Consider the following 23,011-nt stretch of genomic DNA (forward strand, 5'->3'; position numbering starts at 1 on the left):
TCCTCTGCCTCCTCTTATATTAATAAACCGTTTCTTTAAAGAAGAATCCCGTATCAATCGAACGATTCACTGGCTGAATCTCTTCAATCCGCTTCACCCAGTCTTCTTTCTGATCTTCATACGCGTCTTTGTCAGTCGTTAGTAAATCAATTGCTTTTCTATAAAGTGATGTCACCTCTGTCATATAAGAAAGTGACTTTAAAATTCCGTCAATTTTAAATGAGTCAATGCCTGCGTCAACAAACTCTTCTAATTCGTCAATCATACATACATCATTTGGACTCATAATATGTGTCCCGTTTGCATCCTCGAAAATAGGGTATTTGTTTTGACGCTCTTGGTCATGCAGGAATAGCCCTTCCTCCATATTTCTGCCTTCGACGTCCATTTGTTTGCCCTGGTATTCAAAGTAGTTGCCGATGAGCGTACGTTTCGACTGAAACATACATGTCATGCCATGGACTTGAATTTCAATTTCCACCTCAGCATTTTCTTTGATGTCGATCACACTGTCCATATTCAGCTCTTTTGCAAGAACAGCACGCGATGCGCCTTTTCTGCCCCAGTAGTTACAAGTGTAATAGTTGGTCCCAGTCGTTTCTGTACTCCAGTGAAGGTTCAGGTTCACCCCTGTTTCCTTTGCCGCCATGATCACGGCTGGGTCTCCAAAGACGACGCCGTCCACGCTTAATGAATCGAGAAAGGTCAAATAATCTCCAAGCAGCTGCACGCGGTCATTATGAAAAATCGCATTCATCGCAACATACACTTTTTTGTGATGGGCATGTGCAAGCTCTACCGTTTGTTTCACATCTTCTCTTGAAAACTCACCTGCAAGACGAATACCGTATGTTTGTTCGCCTATTAAGAATGCATCAGCTCCTGCCTCAATTAATGGCAGTACATCTGACACGCTGCTTGGCGTCACAAGCAATTCTGGTTTCTTCATGATTGGTCACCTCTTTTTGTACTAATGGCGATCCCGTCTCCAACGGGAATAATGCACGTTTGGAAATCCGGGTTTGACATAAGCCATTGATTGTATCGATCAATTTTTCCAATTAATTGTTTTTTTCGTTTATCTTCAATTTCTTCTTCATAATTTGTCGCCACTAAGCCTTTGAATAATACATTGTCTGTAATGATCATTCCGTCATGAGCGAGCATCGGTTCAAACAGCTCAAAAAAACGCTTGTACTGCCCTTTTGCAGCATCAATAAAAATCACGTCATAGGGCGCCATCGTTTGGACCGTTTTAGCCGATTCCATCGCATCACCAAAAAACACGTGTATTCTTTCTTTTAACTTTAATTCCTCAATGTTCCGCGTCGCTTCTTCATAGCGCTTTGCATTGCGCTCAATCGTATAAATCTCAGCATCTGGCAGAGCTGTTGCCATTCGAATGGCGGAATAGCCAATCGCTGTCCCGACCTCAAGAATTTTCTTCGGCTTTTTCATCGAAAGCAGCTGCAATAAAAGCTCGATGCTCACCTTTTCCATAATCGGCACATGATGCTCTTTTGCATATATCTCTAATTGAGCGATTGCATCAGGACTTGGGTGAATTAAATGTTCAATATAATCATTTATTCGATCATCTTCGATAGTCATTATCCGTCTAGCTCCTTCATGACCTGAAAAAGAAGAGTCCTGCCTATTGCAGCTCTCTTTCTCGTCAATCTTTCGTTCATCTAAGTAAAAACAACCCGATATATTTTACCACAAAGAAGTGGTAATTGCGAACCTATAAAATGGATATTCCAACGAAAAAAACTGCAGGCAATCTCATATTGTCTACAGTCTTTTTCGATTCACTTGTCCATTAATTGCTGCCTGTGATGTATTTCGCTTTTGCTTTATTATGCTCATTTAACGTTTTCGTAAATACGACTTCTCCATTTTTCTTCGCAAGGAAGTAAACGTAATCCGTTTTCTCTGGATGCAGAGCGGCTTTCCAGGAGGATTCACCAGCATTTGCAATAGGTCCAGGCGGCAGCCCTTTGTTGTTATACGTGTTATATGGAGATTTCACTTTTAGGTCTTTGTAATAAACGCGGGATTTATGCTCACCTAGTGCATAAAGAACGGTTGGGTCAGTTTGAAGCGGCATGTCCTTTTTCAACCGGTTATAAAATACACTTGAGATTTTTGCCCGATCTGTCTTTTCTGTTGCTTCCATTTCAATCAGTGATGCCATCGTTAACACATCATGTATGGACATGTTTCTCTTTTTCATGTCTTTTTCATACGTTTTCACGTATTGATCTGTTTGTTTAATCATCGTTTCAATGATCGTTTCAAGAGATTCATCCTCACGATAAAATGGATACGTAGCAGGGAATAAATAACCCTCCAACGGATGTTTCACCTGTTTTCCATCCACCTGTGATGTCACGGTTTTCGGATACTTTTTCATTAATGTTTGAATGAAAGCAGGATCATCCAGCTTCGCTTCAACTTCCTTCGCTGAAAAATTCGTCTGATTTGCGATAATGGCTGCAATATCAGACAGCTGTCTTCCCTCTGGAATCACTAGCTGAAAGGCGTAATCTGTCCCGCCAGATGTCAGCTTTTTAATCAGTGTGTCTGCGTCCATTGTTTGTTTTAAATGAAAATATCCTGCTTTAAAGCCGGACGCTTTTTTGTATTTTGCATAATAAGTGAAAATCGTGTCATTCGAAATGAGCCCATTATCTTTTAAAATGCCTGCAATTTCGCGGACAGATGTCCCATTTGGAATATGAATATTTATGGTTTGTTTACTTTTTTGATCGACCGGTCCGAGTGCTGATTTAACATATAAAAAGCCTGATAATGCTGCAATGATGATGACAGCAAGGACAGATAACAGGACGATCCCCATTTTTCTTTTGAAGAATGGTCGTTTCTTTTGTTCTGAAAACATGCATGGCCCTCCTCACATCTAGCTTTTATAGTACATGATTCGACGGAGTTCGGCAATTACTTGCTTATGCAGCTCATGACAGAACTTGACATAACACGGCTAAACCAATACCGCCACCACTTCCAATAGCAGCCATGACATAGCTTCCATTCGGTAAGGCACGCGCTTCATAAAATAATCTCACCATCATAGCAGCTCCTGACGCGCTGTAAGGATGCCCAAGGCAAAGTGCACCGCCTCTTCTATTGATCCGCTCATATGGTATACCTAGCGTCCGGGCAATAAGTGCTGCTTTCAGCGCAAACGCTTCATTGATTTCAAATAACGCCACTTCTTCTGCCTTGATGTTCTCTTGATGTAAAAGTTTCTTGATCGCATCAATTGGTGAAGCAGCTGGAAAATGAGGATGTATCGCCGTCACAGCACTTCCGGCATACCGTAACATCGCCTTACAACCACTCGCTTCCGCTAACGCTCTTTCCATCACAGCGACGGCGGCGGCTCCGTCTGCTTCCTTACAGCTATTGGCGGCGGTCACAGTTCCTTTTCCCGGTAAAAATACAGGCTTTGCCCGCTTGATCAGCTTTGTCATCGGTCTTATTTTAGCAGCCGCTTCATCTATGTTCATACCATCAATCGAAACGATTTCTTCTGAATATGTACCATGTTTGAATGCCGCTAAACTTCTTTCCCAGCTTAAAAGGGCATAGTCATCTTGTTCTTTTCTTGTGACAGAAAATGTTGACGCGGTCAGCTCAGCTGCTTCTCCCATATGCGGATCTCCTATCCACTCCGGTGAAAAGCGGGCTCTTTCTTTCATTGGTGATCTGGAAATGCTCTCTGTCCCGCCAGCAATATACATTGAGCCCTCCCCCGATTGAACCATGATGCAAGCTGTTCTGATCGCTTCAAGACCAGAGGCACACTGCCTGTCAATCGTCATACCGGGAACGTGTAAAGGAAGACCTGCTTCTATTGAAGACAGACGGGCCATATTTCCACCGCCTCCGACGACATTGCCTAATATGACGTCAACTGGCGTCCTCTTCTGAGACAAATGCCAAATAAGGGGAGCGGCTAATTGCTCTGGGCGATAATTTTTCAGCATCCCATTTTTGTCACCGAAGGGTGTTCGTTTTGCTTGTACGATCACTGCTTGCATGACAATTGCTCCTCCGCCCACCTTTTCATGCTCGCGCGGGCTATTTTTCCGCCGGATGTTGCAATCATTTGATCAATCACAAGCCATTTTTTTGGTACCTTGTAGGCTGCAAGCTTTTCTTTGACAGCTTGTCGAACCGCTTTTATTTGCGGCACTTGCTCCAGTATGGCAACAGGAATTTCACCCCAATATGGGTCAGGAACGCCAACCACAACCGACCGCTTTACCTCTTGCTGTTCATTTAGCACGCGCTCAATTTCCTCAGGATAAATATTCAGCCCCCCATAAACAATCATGCCATTCTCACGGCCGCTCATATACAGATAACCGTCTTCATCCAGCCATCCCATGTCGTAAACTGTCAGCCACTCCTGCGGCGGTTTCTCCTCATGTAAGTAGCCTGAAAAAGTCATTGGGCTCTTTACATAAATTCTCCCTGTTTCATTTGGCTGACAAACAGATTGATCGGGCCGCCTTACTTCTACTTGAATGGAGGAGAAAGGCCGTCCAACAGAAGAAGGTTTTTGCAGAAAATCATTTGAAGACAAATAAGAGACAAAACTTAACTCTGATGTGCCATAAAAATCAAAAAAAGTGACATGTGGATAGTTGATGACAAGCTGTTCTTTTGAAGAGATGCTCCAATCTGCTCCCGATGACATGACAAGAAGCGGATTGTCTCCTCCAAAAGCATCGATTTTCAGTAATGTTTCTGTCATTGCTGGGACAGTATACATAACGGTGATATCACCTGTCTCTAAGGCTTTCTTTGCTTTTCCTGGCACAAATTTTTCTAAAAGCGTCACTGTGCCGCCAAAGTTTAATGTACTGATGGCACCATATAAAAAGTGTGAGGATAAAAGTGTACCTAATATGAGAACATGATCTTGATGAGTGATTTCAAATGAAGCGGCGGTCGTTCGAAAGCTCTCGATCCATGACTGCTGGCGCCTAATAAAGGCTTTCGGTGAGCCCGTTGATCCTGACGTAAATCCCATATAAAAGACAGGGTCCTTCTCGGTATCACATTTGCTGCATGGACTGTCTGTGAAAAGGTTCATTGTTTCCTTCCATTCAGATAAAGAAAGAAGCGGCATGTCCACACTGCCCTGTTCAAATCTTTTCATATATCGATCCTCTATAATGGCCAGGTCTGCCTCACTTAACAAGAGCTTTTCTACACATTCCTCATGACTCCATCTCGGATCAAGCGGAACGGCTGTCCACCCAGCACAAGCAGCGCCCGCAAATATTTGCAAGAAAGAAGCGCCATTTGATAATAAAAAAGCGATTCTTTTTTGCTGATGAGCCGTTCCTTGTAACCACTGTGCCGATCTCTGTACACGTTCATACCAATCTTGATATGTAATGCTTTCTTGCTCATCTATGATGGCAATCTGATCTGGTTTCATTTCTGCATGTACTGCATAGCTTTCCGTTATTCTGATCAAACTGCACGCCTCCCTTTGTGCAGATCCCTTTTTCGATATGACATGGCCTGAATAATTTTGACCGTAAAGACAGCACACATGCCAGCTTTGATGAAATCACCTGGAAGATAAATCAAACTAAAAAATGCTGCCTGCGAGACCTTAATATGCATCATCATGGCTTGAAAAGGAATGCCGCATAAATATAAAATCCCAATACTGCAAATCGCATAGATCACAAAAAGACGCAGTGCGGTTACTTTTTTCAGCCGGTTCACCCATAGGCTGATCATGAAGGCAGCAACTGGATAAGCAAGTAGAAAGCCACCACTTGGCCCAAAAAAGACTCCAATTCCGCCTCTCCCACCTGATAAAAGAGGTGCGCCTGCTGCCACAACCAAAAGAAAAAGACATAAACTGATCAGTGCTTGTTTTGGCTTTAACAGCCCTCCAGCAAGCAAAAGACCTGCGGTTTGCAATGTAATCGGTACAGGTGTAAATGTAAGTAAAATCGGCGGGATCAATCCCAACATCCCGATGACTGCTGTCATTAACGCTATTTGCATCATATCTTGAATTTTCAACATACATACCCCTCACTCAATTTATTGTTAAAAACAGAGTAAAAGGTGCAGTTCATTATGTCAACATAAAATGAAATAAAGTTAACATAATAGCCGTAAAAAAAGACCTGTGAAGAAAGATCAAGAAGATCTGTTCACAGGCCTTTTATTCGTTCTATTCTTCGTCTTCTTGATCTAAGAACGTATTTAACGTTTCTTCAATCATGTCCCACTCTTCATCCGTTTCAATCGGCTCTAGCTCGCCATCTTCACCGTCTTCGTTCGGTGTGAAGCTTGACGCATGAATTTCAATTTCCTCATTGTCTTGCTCAGAAATTGGGTAGTAAAGAACATATGATTTGTTGAAATGGTCGCTTTCAAAAGTAAATAGTACTTCGCAAAGCTGTTCATTTCCATTATCATCAACGATTGTAATTTGCTTTTCTCCGTGTTCCATTTGATTCACCTCATTTTAATTTAAGCTGTCTAAATATCCTTGCAGGATCATGACAGCCGCCATTTTATCAATGACTTTTTTACGCTTTTGTCTGCTCACATCTGCAGAGATGAGCATTTTTTCAGCTGCCATTGTTGACAGACGCTCATCCCAAAGCACAACAGGAACATTGTACGTGTTTTCTAGCACTTTCGCAAATGATTGGCTGGCTTCGCCTCTTGGACCGACCGTGCCGTTCATATTCTTTGGAAAGCCAAGTACAATTTTATCTGCTCCGTATTCAGCTATGATCTCAGACAGGCGGCTAAGACCAAAGTCACCGCCTGCTTCATCAATTTTAATTGTTTCAATCCCTTGCGCTGTCCATCCCATTTCATCACTGATCGCAACACCAAGGGTTTTCGTGCCTAAATCTAAGCCTAAAATTCTCATGTTTTACGCCTCTTTATGTGTCTCTAAGTACGATTTAACCAATTCCTCAATTAATTCGTCTCGTTCTAGTTTACGAATTAGGTTGCGTGCATCCTGATGTCTTGGAATATAAGCAGGGTCGCCTGACAGCAAGTATCCGACAATTTGATTGATCGGGTTGTACCCTTTTTCTTGTAGTGCGTCATGAACTGTAATGAGCACTTCATTCACATTGGTTTCAGCTGAATCATCAGAGAAGTTAAACTTCATTGTCTTATCAAATGAACTCACTGCTTCTTGCACCTCTCTTCCAACATTCTACTAGCAAGCTTTTTTCTAACCGCTCATCTAATACCATTATTCTACACTACATCGCCTGATTATAAAACGGATTTGACAGATTCTTCGACAGTTGCCAGTGCTTCTTCAAGCTTTTCTGGTTGTTTTCCGCCTGCTTGTGCCATATCTGGACGTCCGCCTCCGCCTCCGCCGCAGATTTCAGCTGCCTGCTTCACAAGCTTCCCTGCATGCAGACCTTTTTCGATCACGTCTTTTGTCACTCCTGCTGAAATGTTTACTTTTCCGTTTTGAACGGCTCCCAGGACGATGACAGCTGATCCTAATTTAGCTTTCAAGTCATCAACCATTGTTCTTAAATGGTTCATGTCTTTAGCGTTTACTTTTTCAGTTAACACTTTCACTCCGCCAACTTCTGTCACTTTCTCTAAAATAGAGCCTGCTTCTGCTTGGCTTAATTTCGCAAGGAGAGATTCGTTTTCTCTTTGAACCTCTTTTAAATCTGCCTGTAATGAAGCAATCCGTTTTGGCACGTCCTTCGTATTTGACTTCAGCTCGCTTGCTGCCTGCTCTAAAATCGCCAGCTGGTCATTTAATTCTTCATAAGCACCTTTTCCAGTCACAGCTTCAATACGACGTGTTCCAGCACCAATACCCGACTCAGACGCAATTTTAAACAAACCGATTTCCGCAGTGTTTTGCACGTGACAGCCGCCGCATAGCTCGATGCTGTAATCGCCCACTTGGACAACACGGACAATATCGCCATACTTCTCACCAAAGAGCGCCATTGCACCCATTTCTTTTGCTTCAGCAATTGGTTTCAGATCGATGGCAACAGAGATGCCTTCCCAAATCTTTTCGTTCACGATTTTTTCAATTTGAGACAATTCTTCTTTCGTCACTTGTCCAAAGTGAGAGAAATCAAAACGAAGTCTATTTTCATTCACCAATGAACCTGCTTGGTTCACATGGCTGCCTAATACATCTTTTAGCGCTTGATGCAGAAGGTGTGTCGCTGTATGGTTTTTCACAATGCCTTTTCGAAGAGCTGATTCCACTTCAGCAGTGACCTCGAGACCTTTTTGAGCCGTACCGCTTACAACGATTCCTTCATGGACATGCTGACCATTTGGCGCTTTTTTCACATCTTTGATCTCAATGATGGCTTCTGCACTTTTTAGTGTCCCTTTATCAGCTACTTGTCCGCCGCTTTCCGCATAGAAAGGTGTTTCATCTAACAAGATTTGCACCGTGTCTCCTTCATGTGCTTCCGAGACAATTTCACCATTTTGAAGCAATTCGATAATGCGAGAATCCGCAGTTAAATTTTCGTAGCCAACAAAGGTACTTTCCACTTTAATATCGCCCAATGCGCCGCCTTGAACCTGCATACTGCCGACATCTTGTCTCGCATTTCTTGCCCGTTCACGCTGCTTCTCCATTTCCGCTTGGAAGCCTTCTCGATCAACTGTCATGTTCTCATCTTCTGCGTATTCTTCTGTCAGCTCGACAGGGAATCCATACGTGTCATACAGTTTAAATACATCTTCACCTGAAATTTGTGAGCTGCCTTTGTCTCTTTCTTTTTTGATCACTTCTGACAAAATCGCTAACCCTTCGTTCAGTGTTTCATGGAAACGTTCTTCTTCGTTTTTAATGACTTTCGCAATAAATTCTTCTTTTGCTTGTACATCTGGGTAGAAATCCTTCATGATCTCAGCAACAACTGGCACTAGATCATACATAAATGGACGGTGGATATGAATCGTTTTTGCATAACGCACAGCACGGCGCAGCAAACGTCTTAATACATATCCGCGGCCTTCATTGGAAGGAAGCGCTCCGTCACTTACAGCAAAAGCAACTGTCCGGATGTGGTCAGCAATGACTTTAAATGCTGTATCTTTATCCTTTGCCAAACCATAGCTTTCTCCAGAAATGGTTTCGACTGCACGAATAATTGGCATGAATAGATCTGTATCGAAGTTTGTCGGCACGTTTTGAATGACAGATACCATTCGTTCAAGACCCATCCCTGTATCAATGTTTTTCTTCGGAAGTGGTGTGTATGACCCATCTGGATTATGGTTGAATTCAGAGAACACAAGATTCCATACTTCTAGATAACGCTCGTTTTCCCCGCCTGGATATAACTCTGGATCGTTCAAGTCGTGACCGTATGATTCGCCTCGGTCATAGAAAATTTCTGTATTCGGTCCGCTTGGGCCCTCGCCAATATCCCAGAAGTTTCCTTCAAGACGAATAATACGTTCTTCAGGCACACCAATTTTATCTCTCCAAAGAATATACGCTTCTTCGTCCTCTGGGTGGACTGTCACAGATAACAAATTCGGATCAAAGCCGATCCATTCGTCACTTGTGAGGAATTCCCATGCCCATTCAATAGCCTCTTCTTTAAAATAGTCACCAATAGAGAAGTTGCCAAGCATTTCAAAGAACGTGTGATGGCGTGCTGTCTTCCCTACATTTTCAATATCATTCGTCCGAATTGATTTTTGCGCGTTGCAAATACGCGGATTGTCAGGTACGACGCGGCCATCAAAGTATTTTTTTAATGTTGCCACACCACTGTTGATCCATAAAAGTGTCGGATCGTCATGCGGTACAAGTGACGCACTCGGTTCTACAGCATGTCCTTTTTCTTTAAAAAAGTCTAAAAACATTTGACGTACTTGAGCTGAAGTTAAAGTTTTCATTCAAAAATCCTCCCTTTTCATTCATCAATCTCCACACAAACGCAAAAACATCCCGCCCTATGCAAGCACAAAACGACTTACACAGGGACGAGATGTTCTCGCGGTACCACCCTGATTATAGACAAATTCGTCTATCACCTTCACATCCGATAACGCCGGAAGAGAGCGGCAGTGTTTATCTGCACTCGGGACTAGCTTCCGTTAAAGGTCTGATAAGGCTTTTCTCAGCAAATAAAGCCTCTCTCTGCAACAGCTTTTTAACGTACTCGGGTCCGTCATTGAATTTCAATATGTATGAATCGAAATTATTATAGACAACTCGGCTCGTCTTGTCAATGAACGCTTCGTCTCATCAGGATATATTGCACAATGACCACTCTAATAATAGCAGCAGTTGGTACGGCTAAAATCATACCTATTAAACCAAATAACTCTCCACCAGCAAGCAAGACAAGCATAATGACGACAGGATGCATATGAAGGCTTCGCCCTACAATGATTGGACTGAGGACATTACTCTCTAAAAATTGCAGCACCGCTACTGTGATCAGCACAATGATGACAGATTTCACCGAAATGGTAAACGCAATAAAGACGGCAGGAACTGCTCCAATAATCGGTCCAAAATACGGAATCACGTTCGTTGCTCCTATCAACATGCCAAGGACGAGCGGGTATGGGATATGAAAAAGCCAGAGCACAATGGCTGCTGCCCCCCCTATTAAAGAACAGACAAGCAGCTGCCCTCGAATATAATCACCAAGCGATTCATCCACTGCTTTGACAAAAGCATGCCCCCTCTTCCTAAATGATGGCGGCGTTAAATACCATGCCGCCCGCTTCATCATGTTCATGTCTTTTACCATATAAAAAACAAGAAAAGGAATGAGTGCTGCGACTAATGCGTAATCAAGTAAAACTTTACAGCTAAGAATCATCCGCTCAGCGCCGTTGGCTGCATATGTCTCCGATTGAACAATGAAGCGATCCAAGCGGTCGTGAAGTCCGTCAGGCCAGTGGCTCGTATGACGATGAATATGTGATAAAGCGCCATTATACGTTTCAGCAAGGACAGGAATTTGTTCTGAAAGCTCATTTAACTGCGCGATCATAACAGGTGCTCCTTTATAAACCGCAAAACCAATCCCGCCAAAAAACAGGACATAGATCAATAGGAGGCTGACAGTTCTCGGCAGCCCTCTTGCATGCAGTCTTTCCACAATAGGATAAAGCAGATAAGAAATAAAAATGGCAATGAGAAGCGGAATCAGAACAGCCTTCAACAATAAAAAAATAGGCATCCATAACTCGTCGAGCTGCAGTAAAATGAGCAAGGATGCAAGGACAAGCAAGACCCCTGCAGCATATATCAGAAATTGGATCGGACGTTTCTTCACCTTTTTCACCTCTTTTCTTATTGTTTAACCATCTTCTGCAATTATCCACGTAAATAAAATTTGTCCTAACTTTGTTAAAAATGAATACACATGAAACATACAGCTCTATCCAAAGTCACTGTTTGCTGTGAAATCTCGTCAGAAAATATTCCATCTTTTACTTCTTTTTACACAAGTTGTGCTAGAATCCACTTTAGCTTTAGCCAATGAAACACAAGAGGAGGTTCTTCATGATCACATTCGAAGAAGTCAACAAGCATTATGGCCAGTTCCATGTACTTAAGGACATTAACCTACATATTCAAAAAGGTGAGGTTGTTGTGATCATCGGTCCTTCAGGATCTGGAAAAAGCACGATGCTCAGATGTATCAATCGTCTTGAAAGCATTGATGAGGGAAAAGTTCTCGTCAACCAAGTGTCTGTTCAGCATCCGAAGACCAACATCAATCTTGTCAGGCAAAATATCGGCATGGTCTTTCAGCATTTTCACCTCTATCCGCATAAGACGGTGCTTGAAAACATTATGCTTGCGCCGATGAAGGTCAAAAAAGTGAGCAAGGAAGAAGCAAAGGAAACAGCTGAATTTTATTTAAATAAAGTCGGCATTCCTGAAAAAGCAGACACCTATCCTTCAAGACTCTCGGGCGGACAGCAGCAGCGCGTTGCCATTGCAAGAGGACTTGCGATGAAGCCAGAGGTCATGCTTTTCGACGAACCGACATCTGCACTTGATCCAGAGATGATCGGCGAGGTATTAGATGTGATGAAGCAGCTGGCCCGTGAAGGCATGACCATGGTTGTCGTCACGCATGAGATGGGCTTTGCCCGCGAAGTAGCCGACCGCATTGTTTTTATTGATGAAGGCAGAATTCTTGAAGAATCAACACCGGCTGCTTTTTATGAAAAACCGCAAGAGAAACGTGCCCAATTATTTTTAAGCCGTATTTTAAATCACTAGGGGGAATGGTTGAATGAAAAAAATAAAACGCTTTGGACTGCTGCTCTTTATGACTTGCTGCATCGCCGCTTTGGCTGCTTGTGGATCTACTGAAAAAGGCTCAACTGATGCAAAACAAGGAAGCTCATTAGCAGCCATTAAGAAAGACAAAAAAATCATTTTCGGTGTAAAAAATGACACACGCCTATTCGGTCTAAAAAATCCGAGTAGCGGCGATATTGAAGGATTTGATATTGACATTGCAAAAGCCATCGCAAAGGAAATACTCGGCGCTGAAGGAAAAGCAGAATTCAAAGAAGTCACATCTAAAACGAGAATTCCTTTGCTTCAAAAAGGAGATATTCATGCGATTGTTGCGACTATGACAATTACAGAAGAGCGTAAAAAAGAGGTCAATTTCTCAGATGTATACTTTGAAGCAGGACAATCACTGCTTGTGAAAAAAGGAAGCGACATCAAATCCATTGATGATCTTAAAAAAGGAACGAAAGTGCTGGCCGTAAAAGGATCTACTTCTTCTCAAAATATCCGCGAGAAAGCACCTGAAGTATCCGTATTAGAATTTGAGAACTATCAGGAGGCATTTACAGCATTAAAATCAAATCAAGGGCAAGTGCTGACAACTGATAATGCGATCTTATTTGGTATGGCAGATGAGGATTCAAATTATGAAGTGGTCGGCGGCACCTTTACAGATGAGCCTTATGGCATTGCTGTGAAAAAAGGGGATCAAGAATTAACAGATGCGATTAATAAAGCCTTAAAAACGTTAAAAGACAATGGAGAGTATGACAAGATTCTTAAAAAATGGATCAAAGAATAACGTTTGATTCGTTAAGATCGATGCCTCAGGTGAGCCGCTCCATGGCTCCCCTGTTGATCAGGAAGGAAGTGAACTGATTGCTGCGGTTTTCCATTCTCACTGAAAACTTTCATCTTTATGTAGAAGGCTTTAAATATACCATTGGTGCAAGTGTCATTGCTCTGATTGGAAGCTTTTTGATCGGTACACTCATTGCCATTATGAGAATTGCGCCACTCAGGCCGCTCAACTGGTTAGGGACGGCTTACGTAGAATTTATTCGGAATATTCCGTTATTATTGATCACTTTTGTTTTCTTCTTTGGTTTACCTGTGCTAGGTATTGTAGCAGATGGCTTTACTGCTGGTACAATCGCTCTTGCCATTTATACGTCTGCCTTTATTGCTGAAGCCATTCGTGCAGGGATACAAGCTGTGCCGCTTGGACAAATGGAAGCAGCCCGCGCCTCAGGTCTGTCATATGGCGGGACAATGCGGTATATCATTTTGCCGCAGGCGATTAAAATCGTCATTCCCCCTCTTGGGAATCAATTTATTAACCTTGTCAAAAACTCCTCTATTTTAGGTGTCATTGCAGGGTTTGATCTTATGTATCAAGGAGACCTTATTGCATCTAGAACATTTGTGACGTTTGATGTCTACATCTTTGTTGCGATGTTCTATCTGCTCTTAACCATTCCGCTCAGTCTAGGTGTTGGTTATTTAGAAAGAAGATTAGCAAGAAGCCACTAGAAAGGAGGAAACATCATGGATTTTATAGGTGCCTACCAGCCTGATCATCTCGCCTTTTTACTTGAAGGATTTGCTGTCACCTTAAAAGTGGCTTTTATCTCCATCATTTTGAGCTTTATCATTGGATTAATCGTTGGCACATTGCGGTTCGCTCAAATTCCGGTTTTATCAAAGGTGCTTGCGGTTGTTGTAGAAACCATTCGGAACCTGCCGCTTTTACTGATCATCTTTTTCACGTATTTTGCATTGCCTGAAATCGGCATCAAGCTGAGCATCACAGCCTCTGCTATTGCGGCTTTAACCGTGTTTGAATCTGCGATGCTGTCAGAAATTATTCGGAGCGGCCTTAAATCAATTGATAAGGGTCAGATCGAAGCAGCCAGGTCTTCTGGTTTAACCTATATTCAAACATTAAAAATGATTATTATGCCACAGGCCCTGCGCCGAATGGTGCCGCCAATTGTCAGTCAATTCATATCCCTTTTAAAAGATACGTCGCTTGCCGTCGTCATTGCGCTTCCAGAATTATTACATCACGCACAAATATTAAACGGTCAAAGCCAATCCTATTTACTGCCGATTTTCCTATTGGCAGCTATGATGTATTTTGTCGTCAATTTCAGCTTATCCATTCTTGCAAGACGATTAGAATACAGGCAGACATAAAAAAGGACATCCACTCACGGCGGATGCCTAAGCGTATAGACCGGTTTGCGATCACGCTGAAAAAACAAAGGGCTAAAATGAAGATATTTTAGCCCTTTTTGTTTACATCATTCTCATAACACGTTTTCTTAGCTTTTTCATATCCCGCTTTGATGGCATATCATATCGGCTTGCAAAGTGATATGCGAGTGCACCTGCACCAAGCGTTAATAGTGAAGAAGTCATTTTGCCCATTCGAAATTCCCCCTTAACACTTATAGTTGAATTGAACGTTCATCGTCACTAAACAGATCATCTAAGCTGCTTAGTGTCCCGTCTTCCTCCACTTGGTGTGTAGATATTTTGCCTTTTGACAGTGTCAATTCAATAAAACAGCCCCAGCAATAATATTGATTGACCCCAATTTTTCCGATGTCTTTACATTTGCAATTTGGGCAAATGAGCATAATCAGCACCTCTTTACGTTCGGTTTAGAACCAGTGCTTCCTTTTGAACGTTCATCAAGGTTCCGGCAGCCTGCAGCTGTTTCCGAATCCCTGATAGCTCTGTAAAGAAGCCGTCCGAGAGTTCATATGCTACGATTGTGCCCGAATTTGAGCAAAAGTATACATCTTCCAAAATGCCTAAATTTTCACCATCAGGCGACTGCATCATTTTCTTTTTTAACTTCGAAAATAACAAGGATGGAGCAGAGGAATCCATGCCTATTCCCTCCTGGCAGCTCACATATAAACCTTTGTCTGTCAGCTGATCAAAAGCAGAGAATGGAATGAGTGCACTGTCTTTCTTTTTCCCCTCTAACACATATCCTCCGCAGCTGCCTTCGGCTAAAAAGCAAATATCTTTTATGGAACCAAGCGAATGAGACAGCTCATCTGTATAGATCATCATTCCTTCAAGTTCTCGGCATGTTCTCAAAATGTGCTCAACCACCTTTTGCGGAACAGTCTTATCGTGTGCGTTTACTTCATGACTCATACGAAGAAATGGCTTCCATGAACAGAATGGGAGAAACTCTTTTCACGCTGAAAAGAAGACAAAGGGCTAAAATAAAAATCATTTTAGCCCTTTGTCAACAATCTGAACCTTCTACTCATGCATAAAATCAAACGGAGTGATTCCCTCCATGCCAATATTTGCGTCATGTACGCTAAACGGAAGCTCTTTTTGGAGCGCTTCAAGTTCAGCATCCATGATTTGTTCGGTTTGCACGAGTCGCATCGTTAAGGACGTTTGTCTGAGGGAATCCTCATTGTTTTTCACGCCCCACTCCAGCGCTGATTCCTCGCCGCACAAAATTAAAAACTTTTTACTTCGTGTAATGGCTGTGTATAGCAGATTCCGCCGAAGCATTCGGTAATAGCTTCTCACAACTGGCAGCACAACAATTGGGAATTCACTGCCTTGTGATTTGTGAATGGAGCAGCAATAGGCATGTGTAAATTGATGAAAATCCTTTTTTGTAAAGGTGATTTCATTTCCATCAAAGGAGATCACAGCCATGTCTTCTTTTTCAGTATTTTCTTTTGCATAAAAAATCGAGACAATTTCACCGATATCGCCGTTAAAAATGTTGTTCTCCGGCTGATTCACAAGCTGAAGCACCTTATCACCTGTCCGATACACCACATCACCAAACGGGATTTCTCTGCCTTTTGGTTTTTTAGGATTCAAAATGTGCTGCAGCATTTTATTGAGCTCATTGATGCCTGCTTTTCCTTTATACATCGGTGCCAGCACTTGAATGTCCTTTGCCGAAAACCCTTTTTGAGCAGCATTGCTGACGACTTTCTCAATGACTTCTTTCATTTGATCAGCTGAACACTGAATGAACGACCGATCCTTTGAGCGTGCAGTAATATCCTTTGGCAGCACACCATTTTTCATATCATGTGCAAGTTCAACAATGGTTGAGCCGTCTGCCTGCCGGTAAATATCAGTCAGGGTAACAGCCGGCACAGCTTTTGAGGCAAGCAAATCCCGTAAAACTTGGCCTGGTCCGACAGATGGCAGCTGATGTTCATCTCCTACCATAATCACTTGGATATGATCAGGAATCGCTTTAAACAAATGATTCGCCAGCCAAATATCCAGCATACTTGATTCATCAATGATGACAAGCTTTCCTTCAATCGGCTGTTCCTCATCATGAGAGAAGCCTTCCGAACCGTTCCAGCCTAGCAGCCGGTGAATGGTGACAGCTGGAAGCCCTGTTGATTCTGTCATTCGTTTAGCCGCCCGTCCAGTTGGTGCCGCAAGCACAAATGGAAAGGATTCATCTTTTTTATAATCACTTGGATCAAGAGATACACCGTGAAGATCACTGTAAAGCTCGACAATCCCTTTAATGACCGTTGTCTTCCCTGTTCCAGGCCCGCCTGTTAAAAGCAGCATCGGGGACATGAGTGCCTTTTGAATCGCTTCCTTTTGTGTCGGTGCATACTGGACGCCTAACCGCTCCTCCAGCTCACCAAGTGCAAGCAGAAATTCTGATTCAGGAAATTGATCTGCATATTCTGTTTGGGAGACGATTTTTTGAATGCGTTTGGCAACACTTTGCTCCGCATAAAATAAGGATGGATGATAGCAGCGGTCATCTTCAATGATCATTTCTTTTCCTTCGCCAAGTGCAATGATCTGATTGGCGACATCCATTTCAGTCACTTTGTAATCATTGCCTGTTTGGTTGAGCAGCTTGCGGGTTTCAACGATCAAATCTTTCGTTTGTATGTACGTATGACCGTCCTGAAGACTGGCTGTCTCCACTGTATATAGCAAGGCGGCACGAATCCGTTCTGGGTCATTTCCTGAGATGCCTGTTCTAGCGCCAAGCTCATCGGCCTTAATAAATCCGATCCCCTCGACATCCTTAACGAGCTGATAGGGATTTTCCTCGATCTTCTGCAGCGTTTCACTTTCGTACACTTGGTAAATCTTCATGCTGAGCTGTGGACCAAAGCCATATTGATTCAGGCTGATCATGATTTGTTCCAATCCTTGATGCTCCTGAAGCGCTGCGGCCAGCTTATCCGCCTTCTTTTTTGATAAGCGCGGTACATCGTACAAAACAGCTGGGTCACGCATTATTTTATGAAGCGTCTGATTGCCAAGCTGCCCCACAATTTCTTCAGCCGTCTTTTTCCCTATTCCCTCAAATAAATCACTTGAGAGATAATGTATGATTCCTTGCTTCGTTGTCGGTACTTCCTTTTGAAAATGAGTGGCCTGAAACTGTTCACCAAATTTCGGATGGCTTGTGACTTTGCCAAAGAAGGTGTAGGTTTCCTCCTCATGAAGTGCTGGGAAGTAGCCTGTGACAGATGCTGTTTTTTCCTCTAAGTTTTCCGATGTTTCAATGACTTTCACCTTTAACACCGAGTATAAATTACTTTCATTATGGAAAATAACGGCTTGAATGGTCCCCTTTAAAAACGGTTCGTCCTCAAGCTTCATTTGATCTGGATGTTCCTGCACAGGTCTTCCCTCCTTCCATCTATTCTGCCTCTTGAATCAGCTTTTGCGCATGTAGTGCCAGCATATGGTCAGGCTGCACATCAATCGCTTTTCCTAACATCTCAAGTGCTTCGTCTTTTTTCTCTAAATACGCATACGCAACCCCTAAATTATAAAAGGCATCTGCATGCTGCGGATCACGCGTGATGACTTCGGTAAAAGTTGTCACCGCTTCTTCCAGCATGTGTTCATTGGCTAAGCACATGCCAAATTGAAATCTTGCTTCATTATCTTCTTCGTTTAGTTCAACGGCTCGCTGAAGGTACGGCATCGCAAGCTTTGGCTGCTCTAATTTAATAAGCGTCTGCCCGAGCATATAAAACAAATCACTATTTTCCATGCCCGCTTTTAGTGCTTGTTCAAAGTAGTCTTTCGCTTTCATAAAGTCTTCTTTTAATGTATACACATTTCCTGCTCCATAATAGGCTGCAGCTGCAGTATGATCAAGCTCAATTGCTTTTTGAAAGAAATTTAAAGCACGTTCAAATTCATTGATACTTGAAAGTAAGTTCGCAAAGTTAATATATGGAACCGGGTCCTTCGGGCTTTCTTCGATCGCTTTTGTAAAAGCTTCAGCTGCTTTTTCGATATTCCCTTGATTCAAGGCTTCTATGCCGATTTCGTTATAATTCATTCGCTCTCTCATCCTTTCATTAAAAAACCTCAACAGCGACGTTGAGGTTTTGAAAACATGTTACACATACGACAGCTTTTGACCATCCTTGAAGACATCGTCAATTGTACCGCCGCCAAGACATTCGTCGCCGTCATAAAAAACAACCGCTTGTCCCGGAGTAACAGCACGAACAGGTTCATCAAAGATCACCATTGCTTCTTGCTCACCTGTCATTTTGACCTTTACATGGTGATCTTCTTGACGATATCTGAATTTTGCTGTGCAAGTTAATTCACCGTTTTCCCCGACAATATGAGGACGAGTCCAGCTGATATTAACGGCAGAAATACTTTCAGAGTATAAAAGTGGATTGTGGAAGCCTTGTTCAACAAACAAGATATTTTTCTTCAAGTCTTTCCCAACGACAAACCAAGGATCACCGCTGCCGCCAATGCCAAGTCCTTGGCGCTGACCAATCGTGTAATACATTAGTCCATCGTGCTCCCCTTTTACTTCTCCGTCCATTGTCTGCATCACACCAGGCTGTGCAGGCAAATATTGACTGAGGAACGTTTTAAAGTTCCTTTCCCCAATAAAGCAAATACCTGTTGAATCTTTTTTCGTTGCTGTTGCGAGCTCTGCTTCTTTCGCCAATTCACGAACCCTTTTTTTCTCTAGATCACCGATTGGGAACATGACTTTATCAAGTTGTTCCTGAGTCAGCTGATTTAAGAAATACGTTTGGTCTTTGTTTGCATCAAGACCTCGCAGCATTTTGACTTCATCGCCTGTTCGATCAACACGGGCATAGTGGCCTGTTGCCAAATAATCCGCACCAAGTGAAAGTGCATGCTCAAGGAATGCCTTGAACTTAATTTCTTTGTTACACATGACATCTGGGTTTGGCGTTCTGCCCGCTTTATATTCATCAAGGAAATATTGGAACACTTTGTCCCAATATTGCTTCTCGAAATTCACTGCATAATAAGGGATTCCAATTTGGTTACATACGCGGATGACATCCTCATAGTCTTCCGTTGCTGTGCAAACACCATTTTCATCAGTGTCATCCCAGTTTTTCATAAATATGCCGATGACATCATAGCCTTGCTCCTTTAGCATAAGAGCGGCAACTGATGAATCGACTCCTCCGGACATACCGACCACAACTCTTGTATCTTCTGGTCTTTTTGTCATCTACATCAACTCCAATTTCAATGAAACAACATGCGCGTTTCGTTCTTTAGGTGCTTCGCTGTTTCATTTTTCACACACGAACAAAAGGAAGCATTTATTTGGCTAGGCGTTTGACAACAGCCGCTATCTTACGTGCCGCCTGCTTCACATGATCCTCTTCATTCCCAAGACCGAAGCTTATTCTGACTGAGGACGTCAGCTCTTTTGCTTCTTCGCCATACATGGCGCTTAACACGTGCGAAGGAAGGACAGATCCAGCCGTACATGCCGATCCGCTTGAAACAGCAATCCCTTCCATATCTAAATTCACAAGTAGCGATTCAATGGAGACGCCCGGGAAATGAACATTTAATATGTGTGGCAATGTCTCTTTCGGATGTCCATTGATAGAGAAATTGAGTGATTCCTCTTCGAATACTTGCAGCATAGTTTCTTTGAGCTTACCATAATGCATCGCTTTTTCTCTTCTATTTTGCTTCGTTAATTGAACAGCTTCTGCAAGCCCAACAATTCCTGCCACATTTTCAGTGCCAGCACGGCGCTTTCTTTCTTGTTCCCCTCCGAATATTTGCGGAGAAAGTTTCACGCCTTCGTTTACATATAAAAAGCCAGTTCCCATCGGGCCATTCAGCTTATGGCCAGAAGCAGATAAAAGATCAATATGAAGGTCTGCTGCATCAATTGGCATTGTTCCAAACGCCTGCACTGCGTCTGTATGAAAATGAGCAGTGTGATCACGTAAAAGTTCGCCAATGGCTTTGATTGGCTGAATCACACCTGTTTCATTATTGCCGTACATGATGGTTACAAGAATCGTATCATCTCTCAATGCTTGTTTTAATTGCTCGAGATGAATCAATCCAGTTTCATCCACATCTAAATATGTCACTTCAAATCCTAGCTTCTCTAGGCGTTCACATGTATGCAGCACCGCATGATGCTCAGTTTTTACTGTGATGATATGTTTTCCTTCATGCTGTCTTGCCATGGCAACACCTGTGATCGCCAGGTTGTCCGCCTCGGTTCCACCGCTTGTGAGGATGATCTCCTGCGGTTTACAGTGTAATTCTCCTGCAATGACTTCTCTTGCTTCATCGAGCCACTTTCTTGCCTCGCGCCCATATGAATGAATACTAGAGGGATTGCCAAATATCTCTGTAAAGTACGGCATCATCTTGTCCACAATACGCTGATCCATCGGCGTTGTGGCCGCATGATCTAAATAGATTCGTTCCATTTCCGGTACACCTCTGATCTAAATATAGAACATATACGAGTCTTGATCCCCGTCATCTGTGTAGCTTGCCAAGTCTTCAAGAGTTGTATTGTCTAGTACGTCTTTTACTGCATCACGAATACGAATCCACAGTTCACGCTTTGCTGGTTCTTCGTTTTCGATGACTTCAACAGGACTAATTGGTCCTTCTAATACACGAATAATATCACCTGCTGTGATCTCGTTTGGTTCATGTGCAAGAACATAGCCGCCATACGCACCGCGGATACTTTTTACAAGACGGGCATTGCGGAGTGGTGATACAAGCTGCTCTAAATAATGCTCAGACAAATCATTGTTTTGAGCGATTGATTTTAATGATGTAGGGCCTTCGCCATGTTTTTTGGCTAATTCGATCATGATCGTCAGACCATATCTGCCTTTAGTTGATATTTTCAAGTTAAACACCTCTGCGTTTTCTATTCTATGTCATCAATTATTTTTCTGATTTCATATACGCTGATATATAGACCAAAAGCAATTATATCATACTTTCAGCCAACTTTCATTTACGGGTACTGAGCATAATAGGAGGACGCATCCCTTTTCTATTTGAAGAAATTTCGGTACTCTATACAAACAAGACATTGCTATAGGAGAGATAATTATGAAACCTTTAGCGTACCGGATGCGCCCGAGTCATATTGAAGACATTATTGGGCAGGAGCATCTTGTTGGAGAAGGTCAAATTATTAGACGAATGGTCGAGGCAAAACATTTATCCTCGATGATTTTATACGGACCGCCGGGTATCGGCAAAACATCGATTGCGACCGCGATCGCTGGCAGTACAAGCATTGCTTTTCGTACGTTGAATGCGGTCATTCATAACAAAAAGGATATGGAAGCTGTCGCCGCTGAAGCAAAAATGAGCGGCCAGGTGATCCTTATTTTAGACGAAGTCCACCGGCTTGATAAAGGAAAACAGGATTTTCTTCTTCCTTATTTAGAAAATGGCATGATCATTTTAATTGGGGCAATGACGGCTAATCCCTATCATGCGATTAATCCTGCCATCCGAAGCCGGACACAAATATTCGAGCTGAAGCCGCTTGAAACAGAGCAAATCAAAGCTGCGTTAACAAGAGCCTTACAGGATGAGCATCGCGGTCTTGGCGGTTATGAGGTGACAGTGGACGATGAAGCGATGAATCACTTTGCCAATGGATGCGGAGGAGACGTGCGTTCTGCTTTAAATGCACTAGAACTCGCTGTCTTATCGACAAAAGCTGATGAGACTGGGCATATCCAAATCACTCTTGCCGCAGCAGAAGAATGCTTACAAAAAAAGAGCTTCTCACATGACAAGAATGGTGATGCTCATTATGATGTCCTCTCGGCTTTTCAAAAATCCATTAGAGGATCTGATACAGATGCGGCGCTGCATTACCTTGCCAGACTGATCGAAGCTGGAGACCTTGAAAGCATTTCAAGAAGATTACTCGTGATGGCTTACGAGGACATTGGCTTAGCCAGTCCGCAGGCAGGCCCCCGCGTGTTAAGCGCTGTACAAACAGCAGAAAGAGTCGGTTTCCCGGAAGCACGAATTCCGCTGGCGAACGCAGTGATTGAGCTGTGTCTTTCCCCTAAGTCCAATTCAGCATATAAGGCGATTGATGCGGCACTTGGTGACATTCGGACAGGGAAAATCGGTGAAATTCCAGTTCATTTAAAGGATGCTCACTACAAAGGCGCCACAGCACTCGGAAGAGGTGTCGATTACCTCTACCCACATGATTACGAAAACGGCTGGGTGAAGCAGCAATATTTACCTGATCCGCTGAAAAACAAGCAATACTATGTACCGAAGCAAACCGGGAAATTTGAAGGTGCATTGAAACAGGTCTATGAGAATTTAAAACGCCAAAAATAAAAAAAGCCCCCTGCA

The 23,011-nt window shown here is 42.8% G+C and carries 24 protein-coding genes and 1 other annotated feature; of the genes, 5 read left to right on the forward strand and 19 right to left on the reverse strand.

Features of this window, described 5'->3' with window-relative positions:
* Nucleotides 1-19 precede the first annotated feature (19 nt).
* The 11 genes from ACLGGR_RS14585 to ACLGGR_RS14635 form a co-directional block, all read right to left on the reverse strand.
* A complete protein-coding gene (locus tag ACLGGR_RS14585; RefSeq protein WP_111292104.1) occupies nt 20-949 on the reverse strand; it encodes a peptidase U32 family protein in 930 nt (309 codons plus the stop codon).
* A complete protein-coding gene (locus tag ACLGGR_RS14590) occupies nt 946-1,611 on the reverse strand; it encodes an O-methyltransferase (protein ID WP_039180249.1) in 666 nt (221 codons plus the stop codon). The genes ACLGGR_RS14585 and ACLGGR_RS14590 overlap by 4 nt, the downstream gene beginning before the upstream one ends.
* Nucleotides 1,612-1,822: 211 nt before the next feature.
* Complete coding sequence (mltG, locus tag ACLGGR_RS14595) at nt 1,823-2,905, reverse strand: endolytic transglycosylase MltG (protein ID WP_410973344.1); 1,083 nt, start codon at nt 2,903-2,905, stop codon at nt 1,823-1,825.
* A gap of 73 nt (nt 2,906-2,978) precedes the next feature.
* Entirely contained in the window at nt 2,979-4,067 is a 1,089-nt protein-coding gene (locus tag ACLGGR_RS14600) for an acetyl-CoA C-acyltransferase (RefSeq protein WP_410973345.1), read from the reverse strand.
* Nucleotides 4,055-5,515, reverse strand: coding sequence for an acyl-CoA synthetase (locus tag ACLGGR_RS14605; protein WP_410973466.1), 1,461 nt, complete (start codon nt 5,513-5,515; stop codon nt 4,055-4,057). The genes ACLGGR_RS14600 and ACLGGR_RS14605 overlap by 13 nt, the downstream gene beginning before the upstream one ends.
* Nucleotides 5,515-6,084, reverse strand: a complete 570-nt coding sequence (locus tag ACLGGR_RS14610; RefSeq protein WP_251216457.1) for a biotin transporter BioY — start codon at nt 6,082-6,084, stop codon at nt 5,515-5,517. The genes ACLGGR_RS14605 and ACLGGR_RS14610 overlap by 1 nt, the downstream gene beginning before the upstream one ends.
* Before the next feature lie 151 nt (nt 6,085-6,235).
* Nucleotides 6,236-6,517, reverse strand: a complete 282-nt coding sequence (locus ACLGGR_RS14615; protein WP_024423112.1) for a DUF1292 domain-containing protein — start codon at nt 6,515-6,517, stop codon at nt 6,236-6,238.
* A gap of 15 nt (nt 6,518-6,532) precedes the next feature.
* The gene (gene ruvX, locus ACLGGR_RS14620) at nt 6,533-6,949 is read right to left on the reverse strand and encodes a Holliday junction resolvase RuvX (RefSeq protein WP_024423113.1); all 417 of its coding nucleotides are present in this window, start codon (nt 6,947-6,949) and stop codon (nt 6,533-6,535) included.
* A gap of 3 nt (nt 6,950-6,952) precedes the next feature.
* On the reverse strand, nt 6,953-7,219 hold the full coding sequence (locus tag ACLGGR_RS14625) for an IreB family regulatory phosphoprotein (protein ID WP_008358522.1): 267 nt from the start codon (nt 7,217-7,219) through the stop codon (nt 6,953-6,955).
* An 89-nt stretch (nt 7,220-7,308) separates the two neighbouring features.
* Nucleotides 7,309-9,945 carry an alanine--tRNA ligase gene (gene alaS, locus ACLGGR_RS14630; RefSeq protein ID WP_251216455.1) on the reverse strand — a complete coding sequence of 879 codons (2,637 nt, stop codon included), beginning with the start codon at nt 9,943-9,945 and terminating at the stop codon, nt 7,309-7,311.
* Nucleotides 9,946-10,025: 80 nt separating this feature from the next.
* Nucleotides 10,026-10,233, reverse strand: a binding site (T-box leader).
* A gap of 44 nt (nt 10,234-10,277) precedes the next feature.
* The gene (locus ACLGGR_RS14635) at nt 10,278-11,342 is read right to left on the reverse strand and encodes an AI-2E family transporter (RefSeq protein ID WP_048238981.1); all 1,065 of its coding nucleotides are present in this window, start codon (nt 11,340-11,342) and stop codon (nt 10,278-10,280) included.
* Between the two features lie 230 nt (nt 11,343-11,572).
* Between ACLGGR_RS14635 and ACLGGR_RS14640 the strand changes: the two genes are divergently transcribed.
* The 4 genes from ACLGGR_RS14640 (at nt 11,573) to ACLGGR_RS14655 (ending at nt 14,521) form a co-directional block, all read left to right on the forward strand.
* Nucleotides 11,573-12,301 (forward strand): amino acid ABC transporter ATP-binding protein, encoded by a 729-nt coding sequence (locus ACLGGR_RS14640; protein ID WP_048238982.1) that lies wholly within the window; start codon nt 11,573-11,575, stop codon nt 12,299-12,301.
* A 13-nt stretch (nt 12,302-12,314) separates the two neighbouring features.
* The gene (locus ACLGGR_RS14645; RefSeq protein ID WP_410973346.1) at nt 12,315-13,124 is read left to right on the forward strand and encodes a transporter substrate-binding domain-containing protein; all 810 of its coding nucleotides are present in this window, start codon (nt 12,315-12,317) and stop codon (nt 13,122-13,124) included.
* Nucleotides 13,125-13,201: 77 nt separating this feature from the next.
* Nucleotides 13,202-13,855, forward strand: coding sequence for an amino acid ABC transporter permease (locus tag ACLGGR_RS14650; RefSeq protein ID WP_323648092.1), 654 nt, complete (start codon nt 13,202-13,204; stop codon nt 13,853-13,855).
* A 15-nt stretch (nt 13,856-13,870) separates the two neighbouring features.
* Nucleotides 13,871-14,521: an amino acid ABC transporter permease gene (locus ACLGGR_RS14655; protein WP_251216452.1), complete on the forward strand. Its 651-nt coding sequence runs from the start codon at nt 13,871-13,873 to the stop codon at nt 14,519-14,521.
* A gap of 102 nt (nt 14,522-14,623) precedes the next feature.
* Here ACLGGR_RS14655 and ACLGGR_RS14660 read toward each other — a convergent pair whose 3' ends face one another.
* The 8 genes from ACLGGR_RS14660 to cymR form a co-directional block, all read right to left on the reverse strand.
* Nucleotides 14,624-14,755: a YrzQ family protein gene (locus ACLGGR_RS14660; protein WP_003216198.1), complete on the reverse strand. Its 132-nt coding sequence runs from the start codon at nt 14,753-14,755 to the stop codon at nt 14,624-14,626.
* A 20-nt stretch (nt 14,756-14,775) separates the two neighbouring features.
* Nucleotides 14,776-14,967, reverse strand: a complete 192-nt coding sequence (locus ACLGGR_RS14665; protein WP_003216308.1) for a hypothetical protein — start codon at nt 14,965-14,967, stop codon at nt 14,776-14,778.
* Between the two features lie 13 nt (nt 14,968-14,980).
* Nucleotides 14,981-15,499 (reverse strand): PRC-barrel domain-containing protein, encoded by a 519-nt coding sequence (locus ACLGGR_RS14670; RefSeq protein WP_410973347.1) that lies wholly within the window; start codon nt 15,497-15,499, stop codon nt 14,981-14,983.
* A gap of 111 nt (nt 15,500-15,610) precedes the next feature.
* Nucleotides 15,611-17,995, reverse strand: coding sequence for an SF1B family DNA helicase RecD2 (recD2, locus tag ACLGGR_RS14675; RefSeq protein ID WP_410973348.1), 2,385 nt, complete (start codon nt 17,993-17,995; stop codon nt 15,611-15,613).
* A gap of 19 nt (nt 17,996-18,014) precedes the next feature.
* Nucleotides 18,015-18,668: a tetratricopeptide repeat protein gene (locus ACLGGR_RS14680; protein ID WP_076840407.1), complete on the reverse strand. Its 654-nt coding sequence runs from the start codon at nt 18,666-18,668 to the stop codon at nt 18,015-18,017.
* A gap of 60 nt (nt 18,669-18,728) precedes the next feature.
* The gene (gene mnmA / locus ACLGGR_RS14685) at nt 18,729-19,847 is read right to left on the reverse strand and encodes a tRNA 2-thiouridine(34) synthase MnmA (RefSeq protein WP_410973349.1); all 1,119 of its coding nucleotides are present in this window, start codon (nt 19,845-19,847) and stop codon (nt 18,729-18,731) included.
* A gap of 94 nt (nt 19,848-19,941) precedes the next feature.
* On the reverse strand, nt 19,942-21,084 hold the full coding sequence (locus ACLGGR_RS14690) for a cysteine desulfurase family protein (protein WP_410973350.1): 1,143 nt from the start codon (nt 21,082-21,084) through the stop codon (nt 19,942-19,944).
* Nucleotides 21,085-21,102: 18 nt separating this feature from the next.
* Nucleotides 21,103-21,522, reverse strand: a complete 420-nt coding sequence (gene cymR / locus ACLGGR_RS14695; RefSeq protein WP_024423125.1) for a cysteine metabolism transcriptional regulator CymR — start codon at nt 21,520-21,522, stop codon at nt 21,103-21,105.
* A 208-nt stretch (nt 21,523-21,730) separates the two neighbouring features.
* Between cymR and ACLGGR_RS14700 the strand changes: the two genes are divergently transcribed.
* Complete coding sequence (locus ACLGGR_RS14700) at nt 21,731-22,996, forward strand: replication-associated recombination protein A (RefSeq protein WP_410973351.1); 1,266 nt, start codon at nt 21,731-21,733, stop codon at nt 22,994-22,996.
* The last annotated feature ends 15 nt before the right edge of the window (nt 22,997-23,011 follow it).

The organism is Bacillus sp. BD48 (assembly GCF_046566805.1).
Taxonomy (GTDB): domain Bacteria; phylum Bacillota; class Bacilli; order Bacillales; family Bacillaceae; genus Bacillus; species Bacillus safensis.